This window comes from Pantoea sp. UBA5035 (genome assembly GCF_002415245.1).
Lineage (GTDB): Bacteria > Pseudomonadota > Gammaproteobacteria > Enterobacterales > Enterobacteriaceae > Pantoea > Pantoea septica.
On record NZ_DICD01000002.1, the window covers coordinates 65872 to 71871 of the forward strand.

The window sequence follows — 6000 nt, forward strand, 5'->3', positions numbered from 1 at the left end:
GAGGCGCCGCGGCAGGCGTTATATCAAGCAGGAATAATTAAGAATAAGGGGAGACGCTTTGCTATGCGTTCCCTGTTGTGCGCGTTTTGAATTTATCAGCAGCCTGAAGGGCGAGAACCCGTCTCGCCCTTTTGCATCAGAACGCCAGTACCAGACCGGCGATAGCGGCAGAGAGCACGCTGACCAGCGTTGAACCGTAGAGCAGCTTCAGGCCGAAGCGCGACACCACGTTGCCTTGCTCTTCGTTCAGACCCTTGATGGCGCCCGCCACGATGCCGATAGACGAGAAGTTGGCGAACGAGACCAGGAACACCGACAGAATGCCTTCAGAGTGCGGCGAAATCTGGCCCGCCAGCTTCTGCAGATCCATCATCGCGACGAACTCGTTGGAAACCAGCTTGGTGGCCATAATGCTGCCGACCTGCAGCGCTTCGTGAGCCGGCACGCCCATCACCCAGGCGAACGGATAGAAGACGTAGCCCAGCACGCCCTGGAAGCTGATGCCGAAGATAAAATCGAACAGCGCGTTCAGGCCGGAAATCAGCGCGATAAAGCCGATCAGCATCGCCGCGACGATAATCGCCACGCGGAAGCCGGCGAGGATATATTCGCCCAGCATCTCAAAGAAGCTCTGGCCTTTATGGATATCCTGCAGCTGCAGATCCTCTTCGCTGTCGACGCGGTAAGGGTTGATCAGCGACAGCACGATAAAGGTGCTGAACATGTTGAGTACCAGCGCGGCGACCACATATTTCGGCTGCAGCATGGTCATATAGGCGCCGACGATCGACATGGAAACGGTCGACATCGCGGTCGCGGCCATGGTGTACATGCGGCGCTGCGACATTTTGCCAAGGATATCCTTATAGGCGATAAAATTTTCTGACTGTCCCAGAATCAGAGAGCTGACGGCGTTAAAGGATTCCAGTTTGCCCATGCCGTTGATTTTAGACAGCACGGTGCCGATGCCGCGGATCACCCACGGCAGAATGCGGAAATGCTGCAGAATGCCGATCAGCGCGGAGATAAACACGATCGGGCAGAGCACGTTCAGGAAGAAGAAGGCGAGGCCTTTATCATTCATGTTGCCGAACACGAAGTTGGTGCCTTCGGCGGCATACTTGAGCAGATGATCGAACAGACCGGCGAAGCCCTTCACGAATCCGAGACCCGCCTCGGAATTGAGGAAGAACCACGCCAGCAGCACTTCAATGACCAGAAGCTGGACAATGTAGCGAATACGAATACTTTTACGGTCGTGGCTGACGAGTAACGCCAGCACGCCTACCACCACCAGTGCTAAAAGGAAGTGCAAAATATGGGACATGCTTGCTCCAGATTTGAGGAGGGTTGTAATTTGCTGCGTATTCTATGTAACGCGTTACTTAAAAACGAGATCAAATCCACATTATAAGGATTCGCTATCACCCCTTTTCTCAGAAAACTCTCACCAGTCACAACCCGTTCACAAAATGTTCACGCCTAATATCCACAAATTTATTGTCTATAATATGTCCGAAGCGTAGAGTGAGATGCATTGCACATTTTTTAGCAAGTCTCGCTTTACCGTAAGGTATAGCAATGGCTATACTTTATAGCATCATCTATCACAACGATAACGATAACCTCATTTCACTTGCCGCGATCAGGCCATAAGCTGCCATGGTTAAAACGCGTTCAGACAGGTAGAGAAATATGTTTGAGAGCCGTACCGCCGAGCGTGCCGCTCGCGGAGCCCGAAAAATCAAGCTCGCGCTGCTGGGGCCGGCCTTTATCGCCGCCATCGGCTATATTGATCCAGGCAACTTCGCCACCAACATTCAGGCGGGCGCAGCCTATGGCTATAAGCTGCTGTGGGTGGTGGTCTGGGCCAATATCATGGCAATGGTCATACAGCTGATGTCCGCCAAGCTCGGTATCGCCACCGGTAAAAATCTGGCTGAGCATATTCGCGATCGCTTCCCGCGTCCGGCGGTCTGGTTCTACTGGGTGCAGGCGGAAATCATCGCCATGGCGACCGATCTGGCGGAATTTATCGGCGCGGCGCTCGGCTTTAAGCTGCTGCTCGGCATTTCGCTGCTGCAGGGCGCGGTGCTGACCGGGGTGGCGACCTTCCTGATCCTGATGCTGCAAAGCCGCGGCCAGAAGCCGCTGGAGCTGGTGATCGGCAGCCTGCTGCTGTTCGTGGCGGCGGCCTATATCGTCGAACTCTTCTTTTCGCAGCCGAAGGTGAGCGAGCTGGTGACCGGCATGGCGCTGCCCTCACTGCCAACCTCCGAGGCGGTTTTCCTGGCGGCGGGGGTGCTGGGCGCGACCATTATGCCGCACGTCATCTATCTTCACTCGGCGCTGACGCAGGGCGGCCCGAGCGGCAATAAAAGCCAGCGCTACTCCTCCACCAAGCTGGACGTGGCTATCGCCATGACCATCGCCGGCTTTGTCAATCTGGCGATGATGGCGACCGCCGCCGCCGCGTTCCACTTCAGCGGCCACAGCGGCATCGCCGAACTGGATCAGGCCTATCTGACGCTGACGCCGCTGCTTGGCCATGCGGCGGCGACGGTATTCGGCCTGAGCCTGGTCGCAGCGGGCCTCTCCTCTACCGTGGTGGGCACCCTGGCCGGTCAGGTCGTGATGCAGGGCTTTATCCGCTTTCATATTCCGCTCTGGGTACGCCGTCTGGTCACTATGCTGCCCTCGTTTATCGTGATTATGGCGGGCTGGGATCCGACGCGCATTCTGGTTATGAGCCAGGTGCTGCTGAGCTTCGGCATCGCGCTGGCGCTGGTGCCGCTGCTCTCCTTTACCGGCAATCGCGAGATTATGGGCGAGATGGTCAATTCACGCCTGATGCAGAACGCCGGTCGCGCCATCGTGGTGCTGGTGGTGGCGCTCAACGCCTATTTGCTGATTGGCGAAATCCTCGGCCTGTAAAGGCTGCTGAAAACTGGCCCGAGCGATCCGGGCCAGCTTCGCTTTTTAACTTCCCGTGCCCGCCGCCTTAACCGTCCGCCTCAACTCATCTACTCTCGATATGCAGCCGTTTTCTCTTCTCTTACAGGAGTCAGGATATGCATGCACTGGTAGTGGTCGCCCATCCCGATCAAGATTCTTTTACCCACGCCGTCGCGCGAACGCTAACCAGCGAGATTCGCGCGCCGCACACGTTTGAAATCGCCGACCTGATAGCAGAGGGCTTCGATCCGCGTTACGCTGCTGCCGATCTCGCGCTGTTTCGCAGTGAGGCCGCGCCGCCCGCCGATGTGCTGGCCGAGCAAAAACGCATTGACGGCGCCGATGCGCTGGTGCTGGTTTATCCCGTTTACTGGTGGTCGTTTCCCGGCGTGCTGAAAGGCTGGATCGATCGCGTCTTTACCCACGGCTGGGCATATGAAGAGACGCCCGACGGCAAAATCGCTAAAAAAATGGGCCGTCTGAAGGTGCATCTGCTGGGAATAGGCGGGGCGAATCTGCGCACCTATGCGCGGCGCGGCTACTATGCCGCGATGCGCACGCAGATCGACGAGGGCATTTTTGACTATGTCGGCGCAGCGGTGAAAACGTCGGAACTGATCTTGCTGCCTGACGCCGACTCGCCGGAGGCGCATCTGAAAACGGCGCGGCAAATCGGACGGCGGCTGTTCGCGGAGTAAAGGCCGCTTTGCGCGCGCTATCGCGCAGCGGCCATTAGCCGTGCCGCCGCGTCATCAGTGATGATGGTGGTCGTGACGATCGTGGCGGTCGTGATGGCGCTGCGCTTCACGCCAGTGGTGGCGACGTTCGCGTTCATGCCAGCGTCGCTCGCGCTCCCACTGCTGATGACGGCGCCACTCTTCATGGCGCCACCAGCGATGGTTGTTGTACTGATAGCGGTCGTTCCACCAGCGCGGCTCGCGCCAGCGGCCGCCGTCCCAGTAATAGCCACGGCGATCCTGGTCTCCCAGATGCAGCGTTACGCCCGGCGCCAGGCTGATAGAGGCGCCGTCAGCCTGAGCGCTGTGGATCGCCAGAGGCGACAGGCAGGTCAGCAAAGCAGCAAAAATAGCAAATTTCATCTTATTCTCCTTATCAGCGACAGTGCCGCTGCGATGCAGGCGTGAAGCCCGCGCATTGCTTGTGTGGCAAGTTGAGTGTCGCTGACAATTGTGAGGAAAATCGGAAGAAAAAGGGGATTGAGACAATTCTGTTCGCCGAAATGCCCGGCGCGGCGGCCGGGCGGGCAAGGATTAAATCAGCACGCCTTCAATAGCGGAGAGCTCGGCGATGGTAAAGTGGCGATTGGCCAGCATCTCCACCGCGTCGTCGATTTGCGCGGTTTTGCTGGCGCCGATCAGCACGGAGGTGACGCGCGCGTCGCGCAGCGTCCACGCCAACGCCATCTGCGCCAGCTTCTGGCCGCGCTGCTGCGCAATCTCATTCAGCTTGCGCACTTTCTCCATCTTCTCGTCGGTAAGCTGATCTTCACGCAGGAACTTGCTGCCGCTCGCCACGCGCGAATCGTCGGGAATGCCCTGCAGATAGCGATCGGTCAGCACGCCGCCCGCCAGCGGTGAGAAGGCGATGCAGCCGACGCCGTTGTCGCCCAGCGTTTCCAGCAGGCCGTTTTCCGGGCCGCGTTCAAACATCGAATAGCGCGGCTGATGGATCAGGCAGGGCGTGCCGAGATCGCGCAGGATAGCGATCGCTTCCGCCGCGCGCTCCGCCGGATAGTTGGATATAGCGGCATAGAGCGCCTTACCCTGGCGCACCACCTGATCCAGCGCGCGCATGGTCTCTTCCAGCGGCGTTTCCGGATCCGGACGATGGTGATAGAAGATGTCCACATACTCCAGCCCCATGCGCTTCAGGCTCTGATCGAGGCTGGAGATAAGGTATTTGCGCGAGCCCCAGTCGCCATAAGGGCCGTCCCACATGGTGTAGCCCGCTTTGGTGGAGATCACCAGTTCGTCGCGAAAGGCGCGAAAGTCTTCGCGCAGGATGCGACCGAAGTTCTCTTCCGCCGAGCCCGGCGGCGGGCCGTAGTTGTTGGCCAGATCAAAATGGGTAATGCCGCGATCGAACGCGTGGCGCAACAGCTCGCGGCTGTTGTCGACGCGCGTGTTGTCGCCAAAGTTATGCCACAGGCCAAGCGAAATTGCGGGCAGCTTTAGCCCGCTGCGGCCGCTGCGGCGATATTCCATCTGCTGATAACGACCGGGATGCGGAAGGTAGGTCATACGGCTTTCCTGTCAAAGGGAAGAATTTTCAAGCGCAAGAATAGCAGTGTATGCGTTTACACACAGTCACAATGGATCGCAGATCGCATACTTACAGAATAATCCCCCATCGTAACGCCGGGTTGCCACTTTTTTGTTCAGTCGATTGCGCTGCTTTCTCGCCGCTTTGGCAGCATAGCGGATACTCAAACCAGACACTGGTGAAAGGAGTGGCATATGCAACGCTTTACCGTAGGAGATTATCTGCTGGCGCGCCTTCAGGAGATCGGCGTCGGTCATCTGTTTGGCGTGCCGGGCGACTATAACCTGCAGTTTCTCGATCGCGTGATCGCCCATCGGGATATCGGCTGGGTCGGCTGCGCCAACGAACTCAACGCGGCCTATGCGGCGGACGGCTATGCGCGCTGTCGCGGCGCGGCGGCGTTGCTGACCACCTTCGGCGTCGGCGAACTGAGCGCCATCAACGGCACGGCCGGCAGTTTCGCCGAATATCTGCCGGTGATCCATATTGTGGGCGCGCCCGCAAGCGGGGCGCAAAAGCGCGGCGACTGCGTGCACCATACGCTGGGCGACGGCGACTTCCGTCACTTTCTGCGCATGGCGGGCGAGGTTAGCACAGCGACGGCGCAGCTCAGCCCGGGCAACGCCACGGCGGAAATCGATCGGGTGCTGGCCACGGCGATGCGCGAACAGCGGCCGGGCTACCTGATGCTGGCGGTCGATGTCGCGGAGGCCGAGGTGGCGCCGCCCGCCGCGCCGCTCGACGCCGCGCCGGGCCCCAGCG

At 59.1% G+C, this 6000-nt stretch carries 6 protein-coding genes; 3 read left to right on the top strand and 3 right to left on the bottom strand.

Annotated elements, in window-relative coordinates; translation table 11 throughout:
- Positions 1-136 precede the first annotated feature (136 nt).
- A complete protein-coding gene (locus B3229_RS00855; RefSeq protein WP_286867802.1) occupies positions 137-1327 on the bottom strand; it encodes a NupC/NupG family nucleoside CNT transporter in 1191 nt (396 codons plus the stop codon).
- 368 nt (positions 1328-1695) lie between these two features.
- Here B3229_RS00855 and B3229_RS00860 point away from each other — a divergent pair, with 368 nt between their 5' ends.
- Together B3229_RS00860 and B3229_RS00865 are read left to right on the top strand one after the other, a co-directional pair.
- Positions 1696-2934: an Nramp family divalent metal transporter gene (locus tag B3229_RS00860; RefSeq protein WP_286867804.1), complete on the top strand. Its 1239-nt coding sequence runs from the start codon at positions 1696-1698 to the stop codon at positions 2932-2934.
- 137 nt (positions 2935-3071) lie between these two features.
- Entirely contained in the window at positions 3072-3653 is a 582-nt protein-coding gene (locus tag B3229_RS00865; protein ID WP_286867805.1) for an NAD(P)H-dependent oxidoreductase, read from the top strand.
- Between the two features lie 54 nt (positions 3654-3707).
- Here the strand turns inward: B3229_RS00865 and B3229_RS00870 are convergent, their stop codons facing one another.
- Together B3229_RS00870 and mgrA are read right to left on the bottom strand one after the other, a co-directional pair.
- On the bottom strand, positions 3708-4055 hold the full coding sequence (locus B3229_RS00870; protein ID WP_033791717.1) for a DUF2502 domain-containing protein: 348 nt from the start codon (positions 4053-4055) through the stop codon (positions 3708-3710).
- A 171-nt stretch (positions 4056-4226) separates the two neighbouring features.
- Positions 4227-5216 (bottom strand): L-glyceraldehyde 3-phosphate reductase, encoded by a 990-nt coding sequence (mgrA, locus tag B3229_RS00875; protein ID WP_048786641.1) that lies wholly within the window; start codon positions 5214-5216, stop codon positions 4227-4229.
- A 216-nt stretch (positions 5217-5432) separates the two neighbouring features.
- On the opposite strand from mgrA, the gene B3229_RS00880 reads away from it, so the two are divergent.
- Positions 5433-6000: thiamine pyrophosphate-binding protein (locus tag B3229_RS00880; protein ID WP_286867807.1), on the top strand; the 568-nt coding region annotated here is incomplete at its 3' end.

Excerpts from the sequence above, each read along its gene's own strand:
- B3229_RS00855 (WP_286867802.1), bottom strand. The coding sequence starts at position 1,327 with ATGTCCCATATTTTGCACTTCCTTTTAGCACTGGTGGTGGTAGGCGTG.
- B3229_RS00860 (WP_286867804.1), top strand. The coding sequence starts at position 1,696 with ATGTTTGAGAGCCGTACCGCCGAGCGTGCCGCTCGCGGAGCCCGAAAA.
- B3229_RS00865 (WP_286867805.1), top strand. The coding sequence starts at position 3,072 with ATGCATGCACTGGTAGTGGTCGCCCATCCCGATCAAGATTCTTTTACC.
- B3229_RS00870 (WP_033791717.1), bottom strand. The coding sequence starts at position 4,055 with ATGAAATTTGCTATTTTTGCTGCTTTGCTGACCTGCCTGTCGCCTCTG.
- mgrA (WP_048786641.1), bottom strand. The coding sequence starts at position 5,216 with ATGACCTACCTTCCGCATCCCGGTCGTTATCAGCAGATGGAATATCGC.